This window comes from Pseudomonas sp. Z4-20 (assembly GCF_051131955.1).
Classification (GTDB): domain Bacteria; phylum Pseudomonadota; class Gammaproteobacteria; order Pseudomonadales; family Pseudomonadaceae; genus Aquipseudomonas; species Aquipseudomonas marvdashtae.
This window is the reverse complement of sequence record NZ_CP071641.1, coordinates 3603985-3622718: the sequence shown is the minus strand read 5'-3', so window position 1 is coordinate 3622718 and position 18734 is coordinate 3603985. Positions and strand designations below refer to the sequence as shown.

The window sequence follows — 18734 nt, the reverse complement described above, 5'->3', positions numbered from 1 at the left end:
GGACTCGTTACCTGTCGAGTTGGTTAGTTTTGTGTCTACCGAAAGAGTTTCCCAATTGGAACAAGCGCTCCTCGCGGTGATCGCGGCTGCGGGCAAGATGGGCATCAGTTGCGATGAGTTGTGCGCTCAGGCAGTGGGCGGGTTGGTGTCCGAGCGCTATTGGAGCTGGGCGGATGCCCAGCATGCACAAGGCGCCGCCGACGAGATCGATAACGCCTGGGCAACTCTGGTTGGCAGACAAACAGCGACCCATGGGGCTCGGGAACTTGAATCAGGGCCTGACGCCCGACTTGATTCGGCGGCCGGCTAAACGCTTCGGTCTCCGCGAAAATGGGCGACTCAAGGTCGCCCATTTTCATTCAGAGTCCCAGGCCTTCCTCGACAACCGAGAGGAACGCATCTTCATCCAGCGTCAGCGGTTCTGAGCGCTGCTGTCCGGTTGGCCGCAGATGCCAGACCGATTCGCCGTGCCCGCCCACGGTGCGCAGGATGCAGCGCTCCAGGCCCGTCATGTGGATTTCGATGCAGCCGTCCGAACTGGAGGAGAAGCGCGCGATCGGGTCGAGCACGATGCGCCGATGATTGCCTTCGATCACCAGTTGGTCGATGGCGTAGTTGTAGGTCGAACCACTGCAATGGCGTTCAAAGACGTGGGTCGGATTGTGTCGGATGTCCAGGCCGGCCTCACAGACCGGCGCCAGCCAGGTTTCGATCTGACGGTACAAGTCATAGACCTGGCCGGGCCAATGTTCAATGGCCAGGTCGGCGCAATTGTCGGTATCGGCCGGGGTTCGATGGGCCTGCCTCAATTTGGCCGCGAGTTCGTCTGCCTTGCTCATGTCTATTCCCTGTCGTGGTGATAGGTTGAGCTTAGCTGAAGGGGCTGAGTGTTCATTTGCGCTGGGTCATGAGTCGTTTCATTTCGATTGGCGAAGGGCCGGATTCGGGCAGCTCACACGGGATAAAGCGCATCAATGCCGCGCCCCAAACGACGCCGCAGCCTGCGCGGGCACATTATCCGTGGACATTCGCTCGGGTGTATCCGGCAGCGAAGCGATGTGCACGGCGCGGGACGGCATGGCGAAGCGCACGCCGATCTTGGCGAATTCCTCCATCATGTCCAGGTTGATGGCCTGCTGGATGTCCATGTACACGTTGTAGCTGGGATCCAGCACGATATACACCGTCTCGAATTCCAGTGCGCTTTCACCAAACCCGCGAAAGTGCGCGCGGTCGAAGCGGGTCTTTTCCTGAGCCTTGATGATGCGTTCGACGATAACCGGCACTTGGCGCAGTTGTTCTGGCGAGCATTGCTGGGGCAGAGCAAATTCGAAAACGATGCGCCGCTCCTGGAGCCGCTTGTAGTTCTGGATCGTGGTGCTGATCATCCCGGCGTTGGCCATGACGATCTGCTCGCCGCCCAGGCTGCGGATCCGCGTGGTTTTTAGGCCGACGTGTTCTACGGTGCCGGCCAGGGAGCCCACCACAATGAAGTCACCGACTTCGAAGGGTTTGTCCACGGCGATTGACAGCGAGGCGAACAAATCCCCGAGGATGTTCTGCACGGCGAGCGCCACGGCGATGCCGCCAACCCCGAGGCTGGCGATAAAGGCCGTAATATTCACGCCCAGGTTGGAAAGCATGGCCAGCAGCACCACCGCCCACAGGAACACCTTCGCGCCCCATAGGCTCAGGGTGGCCAAGGCACTTTTCTGATGAATATCGGTATGGCTGTGACGGGCGAAATAGTGCAGCAACGCCAGGGCGATCGCCCGGTTTGCCCACAATCCCACCTGCAAGGCGGCCACCACGAACCAAAGGCTGCTGACCCGGCCCAACCAGCGTTCCGGTAGGTCCAATATGCCGATGCCAATCAGAATCGAGGCCAATAACAACAAGGTATTGCTGGTACTGGAAAGCACTTCGACAGCGATGTGGCTGAGGTAGGCATCAGGTTTTTGAGCCCGGGCACGCACGTTTTTCAGCAGGAAACCGACGCCTGTCCTGGCGATGATAAAACTCACCGCCGTCACGGTCAGTGCCAGTAACCAGTTGGCGATGGAGATGCCCAGCAGTTGGGTGTCGGTAAAGATTTCGAGGGAGGTTGAATCCATTGACGGGTCACCTGTGCCATTGCTGTTCAGGTCGGGACCCAGGCCGATTTGACGCGAAGGCCTTGGCCGGGCCATGAACCTGATTAGTTCGCCTCAGCCAGGGGCCGTTCAATTTTCTTACGGGAGCTGTTGCAGGTTCCGGCAGAGGCGGCGTAGTTTCGGGCGAGGGATCCGACAGATTGTGTGCCCGGCTTGCGCAATCTACCTGAGCAAACGTCTCGTCTAGCGCAGCAAATGCACCGCCAACCCGGCAAGCCCGCATGCCAACAGCACCTGGATCACCCCGCGCTTGTAGCGAAATAGCGCAATGGCCGCTGCTGTCGCGATGATTGCCGAGGGCCAGTCCAGCGCACCGGCGAACCCGTTGGGCCAGAGTACGTGGTAGCCAAAGAAGCACGCCAGGTTGAGGATCACGCCGACTACGGCGGCGGTAATGGCGGTCAGGGGGGCGGTGAACTTCAAGGAATCATGCGTCGATTCCACCAACGGCCCGCCTGCCAGGATGAACAGGAAGGACGGCAGGAAAGTGAACCAGGTTACCAGCGAGGCCGCCACGGCGCCGGCCATGAAGGCCTGATCGGGACCGAACACTTGCATCACGTAGCCGCCGACGAAACCGACGAATGCCACCACCATGATCAGCGGCCCGGGCGTGGTTTCGCCCAGCGCCAGGCCGTCGATCATTTGGGTCGGCGTCAGCCAGCCAAAGTGCTCGACGGCGCCCTGATACAGATAGGGCAACACCGCATAGGCGCCACCGAACGTCAGCAACGCGGCCTTGGTGAAGAACCAGGCCATTTGCGTGAGAGTGCCTTCCCAGCCGAAAAGCATCGTTAGCAGACCCATCGGCAATGACCACAACAGGGCGCCGATCATCGCCAAGCGAACGAGTCGAGCGGGGCTGAACCGGGCGTGTTCCGGTGGCGGGGTGTCGTCGTCTATCAGCGCCGGGCCGTAGGATCGATGATTGGCCCCATGGCCACCCAGGCTGAATTTTTCCGGTGCCCAGCGGCCACCGAAATAGCCGATGACAGCGGCGCCCAATACGATAAGGGGAAAGGGAACATCAAACGCGAATATGGCCGTGAATGACGCCGCGGCGATGACCCATAACCAGCCGTTCTTGAGCGCGCGCGAGCCTATCCGATGCGCAGCATGCACCACGATTGCCGTTACCGCGGGCTTGATGCCGTAGAAAATTCCCGCCACTGCCGGCACTTCGCCAAAGGCGACATACAGCCAGGACAACGCAATCAGGATGAACAGCGACGGCAGGACGAACAACGCCCCGGCAATCACCCCGCCCCAGCTGCGATGCATCAGCCAGCCCAGGTAAGTGGCCAACTGCTGCGCCTCCGGCCCTGGCAGCAACATGCAGTAATTGAGCGCATGCAGGAAGCGTCGTTCGGAGATCCAGCGACGGCGCTCCACGAGTTCCTGGTGCATGATCGAGATCTGTCCCGCCGGGCCGCCAAAGCTGATGAAGCCCAACTTGAGCCAGAACCAGAAAGCTTCCCGCAGACTGACGGTCGCGGGGCGGGTCAATGGGACGTCGGCGGCCGGGGTCGGTTTGCTCATGGTCGTCGGGTATTTGTAGTCAAGGGCTGCCAACGTTATGGCGCGTGACGCAATTTAGATAGCCCCCGACAAGCTTTGCTTGTAAAAAAACGCACTTTCACGGGGCTGGACAACCTACGCAAAAATAATCCGGGCCCGTCCTCATGCCGTCTTTCAAGATATTCATCAAGGAGTCGGTCGATGAAGCAACGTTTTACAGTGCAATCCTGATATCGATTCCAAGGGCATCGCGGTGATTTGCAGCGGGGTTTTTGGATCCATTGAACCACCCATCGGCTTCGTTCCAATGGCTAATTGCCGCCCTACAAGCGGCAGGCTAAGCTCACGAATATTGGGGGCTTTGAGCGATTCGCTCATGTATTGCCCCCCTCAGGAATTCGCTTGCCTATCCCCACTTTTGATCCGTTCCACGCTCCCGGTGGTGCTCTCAAGCGCCTGCCGTTGCTCAAGGCAGCGGTTGCGTTTATCGCCGCTGTCTGCCTGTGCCTGTGTGGCTTGCTCTACCTGCAGTTGGAACAGTCCCGTCGCTACGACCTGGCGTCGGCCCGCGTCGCCTCGGCCAACCTGACGCGGGCCATGGCCCAGCAGGCCCAGGACACGTTCCAACAGACTGACCTGGTCCTCGCGAGCCTGGCGGACTGGATGCAGATCGACGGTTTCGGCCCTGCGTTACAACCGCGTCTGCAACAGACGTTCGCCCGGCGCGTGCAGTCGTTGGAGCAGTTGCATGGGCTGTTCCTGTTTGACAAGGACGGACATTGGGTCATCACCTCCTTCGCCAGTCTGCACAGGGGAGCGGGGGTCGCGGATCGCGAATATTTTGCTTTCCATCAACAGAATGCTTCCCTGCTTGCGCATATCGGGCCGGCGATACGCAGTCGCCAGAGCGGTGAGTGGATCATCCCCGTTTCAAGGCGATTGAACGATTCGGACGGCAATTTCCAGGGCGTGCTGATGGCCGGGGTCAAAATGGCCTACTTCGATCAGTTCTTCAAAAGCTTCAGCCTCGATGACGAAGGCGAGATGGTCCTCGCCCTGGCCGACGGCACCTTGCTGGCTCGCCGGCCTTTCGATGAGACCAGGATCGGCCGCTCCCTGGCCCAGGAAGCGGTGTTCCAGCATGAGACGCAAGGGACCGCCACGGGCAATGCCGTGATCCGCTCCGCCGCCGATGGGGTCATCAGGCTTTATGATCATCAGCATTTGCACGCGTATCCATTGGTGGTCACCGCCGCGATGTCTGAAGAAGCGATCCTCGCGGGCGGGTACGACAGAGCGTTCCAATCCAGTCTCATCGTGGGCCTGGTCGTGTTGGGCATCTGCCTGTTCGGCTGGGTATTCGTGCGCCAGGTGCGTAACAGCGAGCGAATTGAAGCCGACCTGCGCAGGGCCCAGGAGGCGCTGGAGCTGATCGCCACCCATGACAGCCTGACCGGACTGGCAAACCGCCGCTTGTTCGAGCGCGCCCTGGACATCGAATTTGGCCGAGGCGCCCGCCAGCGCAGCCCGTTGAGCCTGATCATGCTCGATATCGATTTCTTCAAACGCTACAACGATACCTACGGGCACGTTGCCGGGGACCACTGCCTGGCGGAAGTTGCGACCGTCCTCAAGAATTGCTGTCATCGCAAAGCCGACCTGGCGGTGCGTTACGGCGGTGAGGAGTTCGCTGTGCTGCTGCCTGACACCAACCTGCAGGGCGCGATGGCATTGGCCGAGCAGATCCGTCGCAGTGTCATCGACAAGCATATTACCCATTCGGCTTCCCCCTCCGGTTATCTGACCGTGAGCCTGGGCTGCTATGCCTTCGTGCCTAGCAGCCTGGACAGTACCGAAGTGTTTATCCAGCGCGCCGATGCGGCGCTCTATCAAGCCAAGCACAGCGGTCGCAACTGTGTCGAGGCCTTGTCCAGGGAAGGCGTGCTCGATGCTTTGGAGCGCTCCGATCGTTGAGATTCGTTGGAATCATCAGTAGCGCAGGACAGTCCATTGTTCGACCCGTGGCGCAAGCGATGCGTAGGCCCTTTCGTCAAATTCCGTGGGCTCGTCATCTGTCACAGCGGTGGCTGCTAAGGTTAAGAAAACGCCAGGGCCGAGCGCCGCTCATGAAGTAAAGCTGTACGGCGAATCCAGCGCCGCAAGGACAGGAGCACGTCAATGGACACCACTGCCGCTACCCCCTCTGACGCCAAGCGTCACACGCCGATTACCCGTCGCCTGGTGGTGGCCGTCGGCGGATTGTTTGTCCTGGGGGTTCTGGTGGCCGTTGTCGCGCTGTTCAACATCGCGCAAAAGTTGGATACGGAGGATGTGCGCAAGACCCATTTCTATATCGAACGCGCCCTTGATAATCGCATCACCGCCTCGAAAAACTACATCGCCAGCTACGCCTACTGGACCACGGCCTATGATCACCTCAACGGTGAAGTCAACGTGCAGTGGGCCTATGCCGAACAGAACATGGGCAAGACGCTATTCACCAATGATGACTATGAAGGGGTATTCGTCATTGACCGTGAGCGCACCAAATACGCCGTGGTGCGAGGGCAGCATGTCCAGGCAGAGGCAACGGCCTACATGGATACGCCGCTGGCGGACCTCATGGATCAGCTCCAGGCGCAAGCTGACCTGACGACGCCCGCGATCCGTTACACCTTGTTCGAAGGCTGGCCGGCCGTGGTTACGGCTTCGGTGATTCTTCCCAATGACGAACGCCCCCGGGTCGCGCCTGAAGGGACGTCGGTCTTGCTGTTCGTCGATCAGCTGACGCCCGTCAAACTTCGCAAGCTGGGCAAGAGCTACGGCCTTACCGAGTTGACCCTCGTCAAAGACACCGCGTTGGAGCCCGGCCAGGCCGCCGTGCCGCTGGATAGCACGGGGTATAGCCTGGTGTCGCGGCTGGAGCGGCCGGGCCAGCAGTTGCTCTGGTCCCTGCTGCCGCCATTGGGTGGTGCGTTGCTGATCCTGGCGTTGCTCACCGCTTACTTTTTTCGCTATGCCATGCGCACGGCTCGACAGGTAGATGCCAGCTACGACAGCCTTGAAAAGTCGAAACAAGCGCTTGAAGCCAGCGAAGAGCGCTTTCGCGCCGTGGCCGAGGCCGCGTCCGACTGGATCTGGGAAATCGACAGCCAGCAACACCTCACCTACCTGTCGGGTCGCTTCAATACCGTCACGGGATTTTCCGACCAGCAGTGGCTGGGCCAGGACATCGAACAACTGTTGTATTGCGATACGACGCCGATCGCGCTGTGGCTGGGCAAACTGGTGGAGGATCAGAACGCCAGCAACCTGCGCTGTTCCTACCGTGATCATTCCGGGCAGTTGCGATTCTGTCGGGTTTCGGCGCGGCCGATCTATGACAAGACCGTCGTTACGGGGTATCGCGGCACCGCCAGCGACATCACCGACGAGGTGGCAGCTCATGCCCAGGTCCAGCATCTTTCGCTGCACGATGCGTTGACCGGCCTGCCGAACCGCAACAAGTTGGCGAGGCACCTGGACGATGCCTTGGTCGCCAAGGAGCATGCCGCGCCGTTGGCCCTGCTGATGGTGGACCTGGACAACTTCAAGCCGATCAACGATTCGCTTGGCCACCCGGCCGGCGATGCGGTGTTGCTGGAAGTCGCCCAGCGCCTGCGCGACAGCACGCGCGAGCAGGACCTGGTGGCGCGCCTGGGAGGCGATGAGTTCGTGGTGGTACTCAGTGGCGTGGAGCACAGCGCTGAAATTGATCGATTCTGCGCGCGATTGATCGACAGCCTGCAACAGCCGATTCACTACGAGACCCATTCGCTGCACATCGGCGCCAGCATCGGCATTGCCGTCAGCCGCCGCCAAGGCTATGTGCCGAGTGAGTTGATCCGCTGCGCCGACATCGCCTTGTATCAGGCCAAGTCAGAGGGCAAGAAGACTTGGTGCTATTTCGTCTCGCACATGAACGACCAGATCCAGCATCGCCGCCAGCTGGAAAGCGACCTGCGCCAGGCGGTGAAGAACAACGAGTTCATCCTGCATTTCCAGCCGCGCTACAAAGTCGATGGCAGGGAAATCGTCGCGGTCGAGGCGCTGGTTCGCTGGCAGCATCCGACCCAAGGCTTGTTGGCCCCCGACGCTTTTATCCCGCTGGCCGAACAAACCGACCTGATTGTCCCGCTTTCACGCTGGGTATTGCGTGAGGCCTGCCAGACCGCGTTGACGTGGCCGGGAGCGTTGATGGTTTCGGTCAATCTTTCCCCGGCCCAATTCGAACGCAGCGATGTCGTGGAGGATGTACGCCAAGTGCTGATCCAAACCCATTTCCCGGCGAGTCGCCTGGAGCTGGAAATTACCGAAAACGTCATGCTGAACGATGTGAATGGCGCGCTCCAGGTCATGAATGCGCTCAAGGAGTTGGGCGTGCGCTTGAACATGGACGACTTCGGCACCGGTTATTCATCCCTCGGTTATTTGCGTACCTACCCATTCGATGGCATCAAGATCGACAAGCGCTTCATCGCCTCCATGAGCAACAGCAGTAACGATCGGGCCGTGGTCCAGGCGATCATCAACCTGGGCAAGGCGATGGGCTTGACCGTCACTGCCGAAGGCGTTGAAACGCTGGCCCAACTGGGGTCGCTGGGCTCGGATGAATGCCACGAAGTCCAGGGTTATTTCCTCAGTCGGCCAATCGACAAACAGGCATTCGCGAACTTGCTCCAGAGCGGCCAGTCGTTAGCGCGAACCAATTCCTGAACAGTGGTTGCAACCTGGGCGGCTTCCTCACGGTCACAACCAGTGTGTTGGCATTCAGAGTTTTTGGCCCATGAAGAACCTGCGAATCGCAACCTTCAACATCAACGGCATCCGGGCCCGGTTGCCTAACCTGCTGGAATGGCTAGAACGGGAGAAACCCGACGTCGTATGCCTGCAGGAACTCAAGGCGGCGGACAAGGATTTCCCGGCAGCGGAACTGGAGTCGGTAGGGTACGGATCGATCTGGCATGGCCAGGCTTCGTGGAATGGGGTTGCGATCCTGGCCCGCGATGCGCAACCGCTGGAGAGCCGGCGCGGCTTGCCGGGCGGCGACGACGACAGTCACAGTCGCTACCTGGAAGCGGCGGTGCACGGTGTCCTGGTGGGCTGCCTTTACCTGCCCAACGGCAACCCGCAGCCAGGCCCCAAGTTCGACTATAAATTGGCCTGGTTCGAACGGCTGATCGATTATGCGCAGGCGCTACAGGCAAGCGATCATCCGGTGGTCCTAGCCGGAGACTACAACGTGGTGCCCACCGACATGGACATCTACAACCCGCGCTCCTGGCTCAAGGATGCGCTGTTGCAACCGCAAAGCCGCGAATGTTACCAACGCTTGCTGGACCAGGGCTGGACGGACTCGTTGCGTCATCTGTATCCAGACGAGCGTATCTACACGTTCTGGGATTATTTCCGTCAGCATTGGCAGAAGAATTCCGGGCTGCGCATCGATCATCTGCTGCTCAACCCGGCGGCCAGCGCTTACCTGAGCGAGGCGGGCGTGGACGCCTGGGTCAGGAACCAGCCACATCCCAGCGACCATGCTCCCACTTGGATCCGGTTGTCGTCGCGAAAGCAGCGTTAAGGATTTGGGGGCAGTCGCCAGTCAGATTTGTCCGCTGGAGGGAAATGCCTTATACCTGCCGCAATGGCCGCGACCCTACCGCAGGCCCTGCACCTGACAGGAAAGGACATCCCCATGAGCGAACCGCGACTGAGCGATACCGGCCGTTATTTGCGCCGCCTGGGCTTCAACACGGCCCCACCGCCAACCCTCGATACGTTGCGCCTGCTCCAAGGGCGTCATACGGCCGAGTTTCCTTTCGAGACCCTCTCGTCACTGCTGCGTCAGCCGGTGCCCATCGACCTTGAATCCGTCGAACGCAAGGTTTTTGAGCAAGGGCGCGGCGGTTATTGCTATGAGCTCAATCAATTGTTCCTGGCGCTCTTGCAGGAGCTGGGCTTCGACGCCCGGGGCATCACCGGACGGGTCGTCATGAACGCGCCGGAGGGCGCCTGGCCCGCGCGCACTCATCGCTTGAGCCTGGTGACGCTTGACGGCGTGCGCTATATCACCGATGTCGGCTTCGGCGGCATGGTACCCACCGCGCCGCTGTTGCTGGACAGTTGCGACATCCAACCGACGCCTCACGAGCCGTACCGCATCGAGGCCAATGAAGACAGCTATCTGCTGCGTGCCGAGGTCGCCGATGAATGGCGGCCAATGTACCTGTTCGATCTGCAACGCCAGGAAGAAATCGACTACACCGTCGGCAATTGGTACGTCTGCTCCCACCCGCAATCGCCGTTCATGGGCCGGTTGATGGTCGCTCGCACGGGCGACGGGCTGCGCAAGACACTCAACGGCAACAGCTACGCTGTGCACCGGATTGGACACGACAGCGAGCGACGCACCATTAACGATATCGATGAACTCATCGATCTGCTGGAAAAGGAGTTCGGTTTGAATGTGCCGCCCCGAGAGGAGCTGCGGCCCGCGGTACAGCGGCTTTTGGTGTAAGAAGCTGAACCTTCTGGTTCGGGAATTGCAACCCTGTCGACGACGCACGGGTAACAAGTTGTATACAACTCTATGGACATTTGTCCCGAGTTTTGAATACAGTGTGCCCATAACAAAAAACAGGGAACCCCCGAACCATGAAAACGCCCCATGATTCACTCCCACGGCCCGAGGATGAAAATCTCGGTGTCGGCGCGAATATGGCTTACGGCCTGCAGCATGTGTTGACCATGTACGGTGGCATCGTCGCGGTACCGTTGATCATTGGCCAGGCGGCGGGGTTGTCACCGTCGGACATCGGTCTACTGATCGCCGCGTCATTGTTCGCAGGGGGGCTGGCAACACTGTTGCAGACGCTCGGCGTGCCGTTTTTTGGCTGTCAGTTGCCGTTGGTCCAAGGCGTTTCGTTTTCGGGCGTCGCCACCATGGTCGCGATTGTCGGCACCGGTGGGGAAGGGGGCTTCCAGGCCATCCTCGGCGCGGTCATTGCCGCATCCCTGATCGGCCTGCTGATTACGCCGGTGTTTTCGCGGATCACCCGGTTCTTCCCACCATTGGTCACCGGCATCGTCATCACCACCATCGGCCTGACATTGATGCCGGTGGCGGCGCGCTGGGCAATGGGCGGCAACAGCCATGCGCCCGATTTCGGCAGCATGGCGAACATCGGCCTGGCTGCGGTGACCCTGGTGTTGGTGTTGTTGCTGAGCAAAATGGGCAGCGCGACCATCTCGCGGCTGTCGATTCTGCTGGCGATGGTCATCGGTACGGTCATCGCGGTGTTCCTTGGCATGGCAGATTTTTCCTCTGTCGGCGAAGGCCCGATGTTCGGCTTCCCGACGCCGTTCCATTTTGGAATGCCGACCTTTCACATCGCCGCGATCCTGTCGATGTGCATTGTGATCATGGTGACGTTGGTGGAAACCTCCGCCGATATCCTGGCAGTGGGTGAGATCATCGACACCAAGGTCGACTCGCGGCGCCTGGGTGACGGTCTGCGGGCGGACATGCTGTCGAGCATGATCGCGCCGATTTTCGGTTCCTTCACCCAGAGCGCCTTCGCCCAGAACGTTGGCCTGGTGGCGGTGACCGGAATCAAGAGCCGTTTCGTGGTGGCGACTGGCGGGGTGTTCCTGGTCGTGCTCGGCCTGTTGCCGTTCATGGGGCGGGTGATCGCCGCAGTGCCCACCTCGGTGCTCGGTGGCGCCGGTATCGTGCTGTTCGGCACCGTGGCCGCCAGCGGCATCCGGACCCTGTCGAAGGTTGATTACCGTAATAACGTCAACCTGATCATCGTCGCCACGTCCATCGGCTTTGGCATGATTCCTATCGCTGCCCCGAACTTCTACGATCATTTCCCCAGCTGGTTCGCGACGATCTTTCACTCGGGCATCAGCTCCTCGGCGATCATGGCGATCATCCTGAACCTGGCGTTCAACCACTTCACCGCGGGTAATTCCGACCAGCAGTCCGTTTTCGCCGCCGGTACCGAGCGGGTGTTGCGTTACCAGGACCTGGCGGCGCTGCGCGAAGGGGATTACTTCAGCGACGGCAAGCTGCACGACTGCGACGGCAACGAGATTCCGGTGGTAGCGGTGCCTGAGCACCTGGCGCCAGAGCACGGCCCGGTGCGGCTTAAAAGCAGCGAGCACGTCTGACCTCGTAGCTGATATCAGCCCAAAAAAAAGCAGCCGGCGATCACTGATCGCCGGCTGCTTTTTTTTCGCTTGAACGGTGATTACCAGCGACCATAGTGGCCGCGTGGTGGACCGTAGTAGTAGCCCCGTGGCGGTCCGTAATACACCGGTGCCGGGCGGTAGTAGATCGGCTGTTCCACGTACACCGGTTGCGGCTGGTAATAAACCGGGGGCGGCTGTTGCACATAGACCGGCTGCGGCTGCACGTAAACCGGTTGCTGGACGTACACCGGCCGGTCACGGCTGATCAGCGCCGAACCAACGATGGCCGAGCCGACGATGGCGCCGAACACTGCGGGCCCCTCCCAACCACCGCGACCATGGGCGGATGCCTGGCCGGTGACCGCGAGAGCCCCCACGAGCAGGGCGATGATGGGGAGCTTGCGTTTCATGGCGATTCCTCGTTCCGGCCCCGGCGCCTGTGGTCTGCAACAGACCCAAGTAGGGGCGCGGGGATACTGGCTATGACCGCGATTTTTCCAGGATTTTGAACGTCGTTGGGTAAATGTTGTGTAAGGTTTGTGGCGGTTTTTTTTACAGATTGCCGAGTCGCCGCGCTGCGCCCGGTGTCTGATCATCGAAATAAACTGTCGGGACGGCGATCCCACCTGTCCGAAAGTCGCATCAAGGAGACGAGCATGCAGATCAATCCCAACAAAGACACCCAACTGTGCATGTCGCTATCGGGGCGCCCAGGCAATTTTGGCCTGCGCTTTCACAATCATCTGTACGAACAACTGGGGCTGAATTTCTATTACAAGGCCTTCAGCAGCCAGGACCTGCCCGGTGCGGTGCGCGGGATTCGTGCCTTGGGTATTCGTGGCTGCGGCGTATCGATGCCGTTCAAGGAGGCGTGCATTGCCTTGGTCGACGAATTGGACCCTTCCGCCGCAGCGATCCAGTCCATCAACACCATCGTCAATACCGATGGGCACTTGAAGGCCTACAACACCGACTACATCGCCATCGCTCAGTTGCTGCAAAGTCATGCCGTGCCCAAGGATTCGACCTTTGCGCTGCGCGGCAGCGGCGGCATGGCCAAGGCCGTCGCCAGCGCCTTGCGCGACGGGGGCTACAAGAACGGGTTGATCGTCGCTCGCAACGAAACCACTGGCCGAGCCCTTGCCGAGTCGCTGGGTTACGACTGGCAAGCTGAACTGGCTGACCGACGCCCGCAGATGCTGATCAACGTAACGCCAATCGGCATGAGCGGCGGCCCGGAAGCGGACCACCTGGCGTTCGGCCCCGCGGCAATCGCCGCGGCCGACACCGTGTTCGATGTCGTGGCGATCCCGTCGGAAACGCCGTTGATCGTGCAGGGCCGGGCGCAGGGCAAACGGGTGATCACCGGCCTGGAAGTCATCGCAATCCAGGCCTTGGAGCAGTTCGTGCTGTACACCGGCGTGCGGCCCAATCTGGAACAGTTCGAAAAAGCCGTGGCCTTCGCCCGCTCCGTGTAGGCCTCGTTATTCCAGTCGTGCCAGGCGTTCTTCCAATGCGGCGATCCGCGCTTCGAGTTCTTCGATGCGCTCCAGCGATACGCCGCTGCCAATGCTGCGTTCTGTTGGTTGGTGGCGGGCGGCGAGGATGGCCTCGATGTCCGCTGGGTCGCCCATCGCATGCACATAACGGTCTTCGCGCTGGCCGGCCTGGCGTGGCACCAGCAGCGCCAAGCCTCGGGCAATCAGCCGCTCAAGCTGATGCACGACTTGCTCGGCGTCTTCGAAGTCATGCATGCGTCCGCTGCGGGTCAGCAGCTCATTGACCGTTTGCGGGCCGCGCAAGAACAGCAACCCCATCAGGATCACCTGGGCCGGCACCAGCTCCAGCGCTTTGTCGACCCGGTGTTCCCAGCGGTCGGCGCGGCTGCCCATCACCAGTCGGGTGAAGCCTCGACCTTCCAATGCCCGCAGGCTCTGGCCAACCTGGCCCGGATTGAGGTTGGTCACTGGTTCACGACTGGTTTTCTGGTTACAGGCAAGCACCAGCGCGTTGAGCGTGAGGGGATAGGTTTCGGGATTGGTCGCCTGCTTTTCGATCAATGCGCCGAGAATGCGGATTTCCGTGCTATTGAGCCGTGGTTCTTCGGCCTGGCTTTGTTCTTCGATGCTCATCGCGCGTTCCCTATGCTGTGGAGGACGCTAGCCTAATCCTTGCGCAATAAAAGACAAGGTGCGTAACAAGCCGTGGCTATAATCGCCCACGTTCGATTCATCTTTCTTCACCACCCGCATGAGACCACCATGACTATTTCCCTATACGCCGCATCCGTCCCGGTTTTCAAGCAGATGCTCGATGCCCTGAGCGATGTCCTGAACAAGGCCGAAGCCCACGCCACCTCAAAAAGCATCGACCCGAACGCTTTCCTGCAAGCGCGCCTGTTCCCGGACATGTTCCCGTTGGTGCGCCAGGTGCAGATCGCCGTGGATTTCGCCAAGGGCGTGTCCGCTCGCCTGGCCGAGATTGAAGTACCGAAATATGACGACAGCGAGACCACTTTCGCTGAGCTGCAAGCGTTGATCGCCAAGGTGCTGGCGTTCATCGATGGCATCAAGCCCGAGCAGATCGACGGCAAGGAAGGCATTGAAATCGTGACCCGTCCGGGCACGCCGAAGGAGAAGCGCTTCAGCGGTCAAACCTACCTGTTGACCTACGGTCTGCCGCAATTCTTCTTCCATGTCACCACCACCTACGCCCTGTTGCGTCACAACGGCGTGGAAGTCGGCAAGCGCGATTACATGGGCGCGTTCTAAACCCGCAAGCATGAAAAAGCCCGGAACGGTGTGGGCCGTTCCGGGCTTTTTTGTGTCTGTCTGTCAGGCAGTACGCTGCGACCGTTCTTCCTCACCCAGGCAAGCCGCCGCGGTGAACAACACGTCCGTCGACGAATTCAGCGCAGTTTCCGCCGAGTCCTGCAGGACACCGATGATGAACCCCACAGCGACCACTTGCATGGCGATTTCGCTGGGGATGCCAAACAGGCTGCAGGCCAGCGGAATGAGCAGCAGTGAACCGCCGGCGACACCGGACGCACCGCAGGCGCAGATGGCGGCGACAACACTCAGCAGCACTGCCGTGGGCAAGTCCACCGCGATACCCAGGGTATGCACGGCCGCCAGCGTCAACACTGTGATGGTGATGGCGGCACCGGCCATGTTGATGGTCGCGCCCAGCGGGATCGAGACCGAGTAGGTGTCTTCGTGCAAACCGAGGCGTTTGCTCAGTTCCAGGTTCACCGGAATGTTCGCCGCCGAGCTTCGGGTGAAGAACGCGGTGATGCCGCTCTCGCGCAGGCAGGTGAACACCAACGGGTATGGGTTGCGACGCAGCTTCCACAGCACGATGAGCGGGTTAACCACCAGCGCCACGAACAGCATGCAGCCGATCAACACGGTCAGCAGGTGCAAGTAACCGAGCAGGGCGCCAAAGCCGGAAGTGGCCAGGGTCGAGGCCACCAGCCCGAAGATCCCCAGCGGCGCGAAGCGGATGACCAGGCGCACGATCACGGTCACGCCGTTGGACAGGTCATCCAACACGGTGCGCGTGGTTTGCCCGGCGTGGCGGATGGCGACGCCCATGCCGATGGCCCAGGCCAGGATGCCGATGAAGTTGCCCTCCATCAAGGCATGGACCGGATTGTCGACCACGCTGAGCGCCAGGCTTTGCAGCACTTCGCCGATGCCACCTGGTGCAGTGACGGCGACATCTTGCGCGCTGAGTACCAGGTTCGAGGGGAACAGCATGCTGGCAACGACCGCGACCACAGACGCTGCGAAAGTGCCCAACAGATAAAGGAACAGGATCGGCCGGATATGGGTCTGTTGGCCGTGCTTATGGTTGGCGATCGAGGCCATGACCAGCACGAACACCAGGATCGGCGCGACAGCCTTGAGCGCTGAGACGAAGACCTTGCCGATGAATGCCGTGGACGTTGCCAGCTCCGGCGCCAGCCATGCCAGAAAGATACCGGCGACCAGGCCGATGATGATTTGCGTGACCAGGCCGGTGTGTTTGAGGCGGTGCAGAAGAGAAGGGGAGACAGCTGTCATGACGGTATCTCTGATTTTTTGTTTGCAACGGTCAGCCAATCAGGGCAACAAGCGGGCAGGCCACATGAGCGGGACCGAAAAGAAGGTGGAGCGTTTGCAGGGCGCGGACTTTATCACAGCCCGACGAAAAATCTGACGGACCTGTGACGATCCGTCACCTGCATCTTTGAGTGGATTTTTCTGACCGGCACATTCTGTTAGGCTCTGCCTTTCTCACCTTTCAATATCTCCGGCGGGCCCTAGGGCTAGCGCTGGTGTCGTCGTTTTTCTGGAGTCTTGCATGCTGTTGCCAATCTTTCTGTTGTCCGCCGCTGGTTTCACGGTGTTGACCACGGAATTTATCATCGTCGGCCTGCTGCCATCCATTGCCCGTGATCTGCACGTCAGCATCCCCCAGGCGGGGCTGCTGGTGACCTTGTTCGCGTTTACCGTTGCGGCGTTCGGGCCGTTCCTGACGGCCTGGTTCGCCCGTGTCGAGCGGCGCAAATTGTTTATCAGCGTGCTGGTGATGTTCGGCCTGGCCAACACCCTCGCGGCGCTGGCACCCAACATCTGGGTCATGGCCGTTGCCCGGCTGATCCCGGCGCTGGGCCTGCCGGTATTCTGGGCGTTGGCCAGCGAAACGGCGGTAGACATTGTCGGACCGCAGTTCGCCGGACGCGCTATTGCCCGGATCGGATTCGGCATCGTCTGTGCCACGGTATTCGGCATTCCGGTGGGCACGCTGATCGCCGATGCGTTTGGCTGGCGCAGCGCTTTTGGAATCCTGGCTGTTATCGCGTTTGCCAAGGCGCTGCTGCTGTTTATCTACCTGCCAAAAACCAAGCTGCACCTGCACCAGGTGAGCTTTCGCTCGCAGCTCACAATCCTGCGCAGCCCTTTGATGCAGGGGCATGTGCTGTTGTCGGTGCTGGTATTCAGCGGCATGTTCACCGCCTACACCTACCTGGCGGATATTCTCGAGCGGCTGGCCGGCTTCGACGGCACGCTCGTAGGCTGGTGCCTGATGGGCTTTGGCGCCGTGGGCCTGCTGGGCAATTCCATGGGAGGCCGCGCGGTGGACCGACATCCGTTGATCGCGTCGATGGTGTTCTGCCTGTTCATGATCGGCGGTATGGTGGCGCTGGTGCCGAGCATTCATTCGACGCTGGGGCTGGCCGCCGCGCTGGGCATTTGGGGCGTGACCCAGGCGGCTTTGTTCCTCGTCAGCCATGTCCGGTTGATGAAGGCTGCGCCTGAGGCGCCGGCGTTCGCCGCGTCCCTGAACATCGCCGGCGCCAACCTGGGAATCGGCCTGGGCGCGATGGTCGGCGGACGGGTGATCGATACCCTGGGGCTGGGCAATGTCGGTTTCGCCGCGGCCGGGTTCATCCTGGTGTCGATCCTGCTGACGTTATGGCTGATGACGTTCAAACCCCGCGTCAGCTGCGCGCAGTGCTAGCCACTGAACAGCTCGCGGCGTGCCCCTTCGGCGATCGCGACGATGCCCGGATGGCTGACCTTGCGCTCCACGGAAATCGCGTAGAACGACTCGCTCACCGCATCGGTCTGGCCGATGACCTGCACGCCGTACTGCCGCTTCACCTCTTCGGCAATCACGCTGGGGCCGATGAAAATCCCGCTGCCTGACTGACCAAACGCCTGCATCAGCGCGCTGTCGTCAAATTCGCCGACGATACGCGGTTGGATCTGTTGCTCGGCGAACCAACGTTGCAAGCGGCTGCGCACCACCGTCTCCGGCCCGGGAATCAGTAGCGGGGCGTCATGCAAGCTGTGGGGAAAATCCTGCCCATGGCGCTCGGCCAACGCGGCTGTGGCGAAAAAACTGATCCCGCATTCCCCCAGTTTCTGGCTGAAGCCCTTGATGTCCAGGTGCGTCGGCATCGGGCTGTCCGAAATCACCAGGTCCAGGCGTTGAATCGCCAGGTCTGCCAGTAACCGCTCGAGCTTGTCTTCGCGGCAGGTGATGCGCAGTGGGTCGTTCAGCTCCATGGTCGGTGCCAACAGTCGGTAGACGATGGACTTGGGCACCACATCCGCCACCCCGACCCGAAACAACGTTTGCTGCTCGTTGGGCTGGGCGCGCAACATCAATTCCAGTTCGCCGCCCAGCTGGAACATGTGTTCGGCGTAGGGCAGCGTCTGGCGGCCGGCTTCGGTCAGCTCCAACTGGCGCCCGACGCGTCGGAACAACTTGATATTGTAGGTCTGCTCGAACAGGGAAATCTGCCCGCTGATGGTTTGCGGGGTCAGGTTCAGTTGCTCGCAGGCACGCACGATGCTGCCGGTCTTGGCGACCACCCAGAAATAATGCAGCTGGCGGTAATTGAGCATGAGGTGCACCAGTTCGTAAAAACCGAAGTATAACCGCTGAAAATACGAATTTTCCTGAAGTATTTGCGTCTCTAGAATGCCGGGCCATTGGTGAGCCATCTTTAGGCTCCGTCCATTCTCTGAGAGGCACTGTCTTCATGACGTATAAATCCTTGGGCCTGGTAGCCTTGCTATCGTTGTCGTCGGTGGCGCTCGTGGGTTGCGAACAAGCCGAAAAAAGCGCCCAGCACTTGGCAGAGCAGCTGAAGGAACAAGCGGTTGAAACGGCCAAGCAGGCCATCGACGATACTCACAAGGCTGCCGAACAGGCCATCAGCGAGCTCTCCGGCGGGTTGATCAGCCCCAAGGAAGAACCCGAGGACGAAGCTGAAGCAGCCAAACCCTCCACCCAAACCCTTTAACCCGTCTTATCGAGTCAGGACTGCCC

The 18734-nt window shown here is 60.5% G+C and carries 18 protein-coding genes; 10 read left to right on the top strand and 8 right to left on the bottom strand.

The window, feature by feature from the left end; genetic code table 11:
* Positions 1-55: 55 nt before the first annotated feature.
* A complete protein-coding gene (locus J3P82_RS16425; protein ID WP_434557791.1) occupies positions 56-310 on the top strand; it encodes a hypothetical protein in 255 nt (84 codons plus the stop codon).
* Positions 311-359: 49 nt separating this feature from the next.
* Here the strand turns inward: J3P82_RS16425 and J3P82_RS16420 are convergent, their stop codons facing one another.
* The 4 genes from J3P82_RS16420 to J3P82_RS16405 all read right to left on the bottom strand — a co-directional run bounded on the left by J3P82_RS16420 (position 360) and on the right by J3P82_RS16405 (position 4049).
* A complete protein-coding gene (locus J3P82_RS16420) occupies positions 360-839 on the bottom strand; it encodes a hypothetical protein (RefSeq protein WP_434557790.1) in 480 nt (159 codons plus the stop codon).
* Between the two features lie 132 nt (positions 840-971).
* Entirely contained in the window at positions 972-2114 is a 1143-nt protein-coding gene (locus J3P82_RS16415) for a mechanosensitive ion channel family protein (RefSeq protein WP_434557789.1), read from the bottom strand.
* 222 nt (positions 2115-2336) lie between these two features.
* Positions 2337-3692 carry a chromate efflux transporter gene (gene chrA, locus J3P82_RS16410; RefSeq protein WP_434557788.1) on the bottom strand — a complete coding sequence of 452 codons (1356 nt, stop codon included), beginning with the start codon at positions 3690-3692 and terminating at the stop codon, positions 2337-2339.
* Positions 3693-3857: 165 nt separating this feature from the next.
* Positions 3858-4049: a hypothetical protein gene (locus J3P82_RS16405; protein WP_434557787.1), complete on the bottom strand. Its 192-nt coding sequence runs from the start codon at positions 4047-4049 to the stop codon at positions 3858-3860.
* Between the two features lie 24 nt (positions 4050-4073).
* Here J3P82_RS16405 and J3P82_RS16400 point away from each other — a divergent pair, with 24 nt between their 5' ends.
* The 5 genes from J3P82_RS16400 (at position 4074) to J3P82_RS16380 (ending at position 11885) form a co-directional block, all read left to right on the top strand.
* Positions 4074-5645: a sensor domain-containing diguanylate cyclase gene (locus J3P82_RS16400; RefSeq protein WP_434557786.1), complete on the top strand. Its 1572-nt coding sequence runs from the start codon at positions 4074-4076 to the stop codon at positions 5643-5645.
* A 204-nt stretch (positions 5646-5849) separates the two neighbouring features.
* Positions 5850-8426 (top strand): bifunctional diguanylate cyclase/phosphodiesterase, encoded by a 2577-nt coding sequence (locus J3P82_RS16395; RefSeq protein WP_434557785.1) that lies wholly within the window; start codon positions 5850-5852, stop codon positions 8424-8426.
* Positions 8427-8496: 70 nt separating this feature from the next.
* Positions 8497-9291, top strand: coding sequence for an exodeoxyribonuclease III (gene xth, locus J3P82_RS16390; RefSeq protein WP_434557784.1), 795 nt, complete (start codon positions 8497-8499; stop codon positions 9289-9291).
* Between the two features lie 114 nt (positions 9292-9405).
* Positions 9406-10227, top strand: a complete 822-nt coding sequence (locus J3P82_RS16385) for an arylamine N-acetyltransferase family protein (protein ID WP_434557783.1) — start codon at positions 9406-9408, stop codon at positions 10225-10227.
* A gap of 137 nt (positions 10228-10364) precedes the next feature.
* The gene (locus J3P82_RS16380) at positions 10365-11885 is read left to right on the top strand and encodes a nucleobase:cation symporter-2 family protein (protein ID WP_434557782.1); all 1521 of its coding nucleotides are present in this window, start codon (positions 10365-10367) and stop codon (positions 11883-11885) included.
* Positions 11886-11965: 80 nt separating this feature from the next.
* Here J3P82_RS16380 and J3P82_RS16375 read toward each other — a convergent pair whose 3' ends face one another.
* The gene (locus J3P82_RS16375) at positions 11966-12316 is read right to left on the bottom strand and encodes a hypothetical protein (RefSeq protein ID WP_186609776.1); all 351 of its coding nucleotides are present in this window, start codon (positions 12314-12316) and stop codon (positions 11966-11968) included.
* Positions 12317-12562: 246 nt separating this feature from the next.
* Between J3P82_RS16375 and J3P82_RS16370 the strand changes: the two genes are divergently transcribed.
* Positions 12563-13384 (top strand): shikimate 5-dehydrogenase, encoded by an 822-nt coding sequence (locus tag J3P82_RS16370; RefSeq protein WP_434557781.1) that lies wholly within the window; start codon positions 12563-12565, stop codon positions 13382-13384.
* 6 nt (positions 13385-13390) lie between these two features.
* On the opposite strand, the gene J3P82_RS16365 is transcribed toward J3P82_RS16370, so the two are convergent.
* Entirely contained in the window at positions 13391-14038 is a 648-nt protein-coding gene (locus J3P82_RS16365; RefSeq protein WP_434557780.1) for a YceH family protein, read from the bottom strand.
* 129 nt (positions 14039-14167) lie between these two features.
* Between J3P82_RS16365 and J3P82_RS16360 the strand changes: the two genes are divergently transcribed.
* A complete protein-coding gene (locus J3P82_RS16360) occupies positions 14168-14677 on the top strand; it encodes a DUF1993 domain-containing protein (protein WP_434557779.1) in 510 nt (169 codons plus the stop codon).
* A 63-nt stretch (positions 14678-14740) separates the two neighbouring features.
* Here J3P82_RS16360 and sstT read toward each other — a convergent pair whose 3' ends face one another.
* On the bottom strand, positions 14741-15973 hold the full coding sequence (sstT, locus tag J3P82_RS16355; RefSeq protein WP_434557778.1) for a serine/threonine transporter SstT: 1233 nt from the start codon (positions 15971-15973) through the stop codon (positions 14741-14743).
* A gap of 280 nt (positions 15974-16253) precedes the next feature.
* Here sstT and J3P82_RS16350 point away from each other — a divergent pair, with 280 nt between their 5' ends.
* Positions 16254-17414 (top strand): MFS transporter, encoded by a 1161-nt coding sequence (locus tag J3P82_RS16350; protein ID WP_434557777.1) that lies wholly within the window; start codon positions 16254-16256, stop codon positions 17412-17414.
* Here J3P82_RS16350 and nhaR read toward each other — a convergent pair.
* Positions 17411-18307: a transcriptional activator NhaR gene (gene nhaR, locus J3P82_RS16345; RefSeq protein ID WP_434557776.1), complete on the bottom strand. Its 897-nt coding sequence runs from the start codon at positions 18305-18307 to the stop codon at positions 17411-17413. The genes J3P82_RS16350 and nhaR overlap by 4 nt on opposite strands.
* Before the next feature lie 137 nt (positions 18308-18444).
* Between nhaR and J3P82_RS16340 the strand changes: the two genes are divergently transcribed.
* Positions 18445-18708: a hypothetical protein gene (locus J3P82_RS16340; RefSeq protein WP_434557775.1), complete on the top strand. Its 264-nt coding sequence runs from the start codon at positions 18445-18447 to the stop codon at positions 18706-18708.
* The last annotated feature ends 26 nt before the right edge of the window (positions 18709-18734 follow it).

Coding starts and splice junctions, on each gene's coding strand:
- J3P82_RS16350 (WP_434557777.1), top strand. CDS start 16,254: ATGCTGTTGCCAATCTTTCTGTTGTCCGCCGCTGGTTTCACGGTGTTG.
- J3P82_RS16405 (WP_434557787.1), bottom strand. CDS start 4,049: ATGAGCGAATCGCTCAAAGCCCCCAATATTCGTGAGCTTAGCCTGCCG.
- nhaR (WP_434557776.1), bottom strand. CDS start 18,307: ATGCTCAATTACCGCCAGCTGCATTATTTCTGGGTGGTCGCCAAGACC.
- xth (WP_434557784.1), top strand. CDS start 8,497: ATGAAGAACCTGCGAATCGCAACCTTCAACATCAACGGCATCCGGGCC.
- J3P82_RS16370 (WP_434557781.1), top strand. CDS start 12,563: ATGCAGATCAATCCCAACAAAGACACCCAACTGTGCATGTCGCTATCG.
- sstT (WP_434557778.1), bottom strand. CDS start 15,973: ATGACAGCTGTCTCCCCTTCTCTTCTGCACCGCCTCAAACACACCGGC.
- J3P82_RS16420 (WP_434557790.1), bottom strand. CDS start 839: ATGAGCAAGGCAGACGAACTCGCGGCCAAATTGAGGCAGGCCCATCGA.
- J3P82_RS16395 (WP_434557785.1), top strand. CDS start 5,850: ATGGACACCACTGCCGCTACCCCCTCTGACGCCAAGCGTCACACGCCG.
- J3P82_RS16375 (WP_186609776.1), bottom strand. CDS start 12,316: ATGAAACGCAAGCTCCCCATCATCGCCCTGCTCGTGGGGGCTCTCGCG.
- J3P82_RS16415 (WP_434557789.1), bottom strand. CDS start 2,114: ATGGATTCAACCTCCCTCGAAATCTTTACCGACACCCAACTGCTGGGC.
- J3P82_RS16385 (WP_434557783.1), top strand. CDS start 9,406: ATGAGCGAACCGCGACTGAGCGATACCGGCCGTTATTTGCGCCGCCTG.
- J3P82_RS16380 (WP_434557782.1), top strand. CDS start 10,365: ATGAAAACGCCCCATGATTCACTCCCACGGCCCGAGGATGAAAATCTC.
- chrA (WP_434557788.1), bottom strand. CDS start 3,692: ATGAGCAAACCGACCCCGGCCGCCGACGTCCCATTGACCCGCCCCGCG.
- J3P82_RS16365 (WP_434557780.1), bottom strand. CDS start 14,038: ATGAGCATCGAAGAACAAAGCCAGGCCGAAGAACCACGGCTCAATAGC.
- J3P82_RS16340 (WP_434557775.1), top strand. CDS start 18,445: ATGACGTATAAATCCTTGGGCCTGGTAGCCTTGCTATCGTTGTCGTCG.
- J3P82_RS16360 (WP_434557779.1), top strand. CDS start 14,168: ATGACTATTTCCCTATACGCCGCATCCGTCCCGGTTTTCAAGCAGATG.